The 1,294-nt window shown below is 63.1% G+C and carries 1 protein-coding gene; it reads left to right on the plus strand.

The annotated features are described in order from the left end of the window. Positions 1–209: 209 nt before the first annotated feature. Positions 210–1,294 (plus strand): glycosyltransferase family 2 protein (locus tag NW857_RS12990; RefSeq protein ID WP_414369204.1); only part of this gene is annotated, 1,085 nt, incomplete at its 3' end.

The raw sequence follows: 1,294 nt of genomic DNA on the forward strand, positions 1-1,294 counted from the left end.
TCTTTCCGCACCAAAGCGGGATCCAGCTTTCCTGCCGGAAGCTTGACCAGGGTGACAAGGGATCCCTTGGGGCTGAGCTGGGTGGAAACATCCACAAAGGGCTGAGAAAGTCAAGGTCGGGAGCCACATTGATTCTGAACCAAAGTCGCCGATTTGGGTTCCGCCGGGCAACTTTTGTTTGATTTGTTTGAGGTAGGAAGGTAGCTCCAATGGATACGCACGGGATCCCGATGGGGGATGCGGCTGCCCTGATTTTGCTGGCCCTGCAGCTGCCAATGGTGGCGGTGTTGCTGGCGCGGCTGCTGCCGTCTTTGCGGCGCCCTTCCCCTCTGCCCCCTGGCCAAGCGGGGATCCCCTTCCCGCCGGGCCTGGTCAGCGTCCTACTGCCCACCCTCAACGAAGCCAAGCGCCTGGATCCCTGCCTGGAAGGGCTGCACCGCCAGGGAGCGGTTGTGCGCGAGGTGCTGGTGGTGGATAGCCGCTCCCAGGATGGCACCCGCGAGAAAGTGCTGCAGATGGCCGAGCGGGATCCCCGCTTTCGCCTCTTGACCGACGATCCCCTGCCCAGTGGCTGGGTAGGTCGTCCCTGGGCGTTGCACTACGGATTTCTCCAGTCGGATCCCGCCTCTGAGTGGATCCTGGGTATTGATGCCGATACCCGCCCCCAGCCGGGCCTGGTAGAGCGCTTGCTGGAAACTGCCCAGGCCAACCAGCTGGATCTCATCACCCTGGCGCCGCAGTTTATCTTGGAGCACTGGGGAGAAGCTTGGCTGCAGCCGGCTCTTTTGACAACCCTGATCTACCGCTATGGGGCGGCAGGGGACACGGCTGCTCTGCCGGAGCGGACGATGGCCAATGGGCAGTGCATGTTGGTGCGCCGCTCGGTGCTGGAAGCCATGAACGGCTACACGCTGGCGCGGGCTTCCTTTTGCGACGACGTCACCCTGGTGCGGCAGATCGCGGCAGCCGGCTTTAAGGTAGCTTTCTGCGATGGTCGGCACCTGCTCAAGGTGCGCATGTACACTTCTTTTGGCGAAACCTGGCGGGAGTGGGGCCGCTCCCTGGATTTGAAAGACGCCACTCCCAAGGCTCACCTGTGGGGGGATATCGCCCTGCTGGCGCTCACCCAAGGGATCCCAGTCTTGGCGGTTGGGGGGCTGGGGATCAAGGCCGGGATGGGGTTGCCCTTTTCCCTAACAGAGCAGGTTCTGTTGGGGCTAAACCTAGGCCTACTCGCCCTGCGCTTGGGCGTGCTGGCGGGCATTCGCGGCTCCTACCAGGATCCCCCCTGGAC

Source organism: Synechococcus sp. H55.9 (assembly GCF_047462355.1).
Lineage (GTDB): Bacteria > Cyanobacteriota > Cyanobacteriia > Thermostichales > Thermostichaceae > Thermostichus.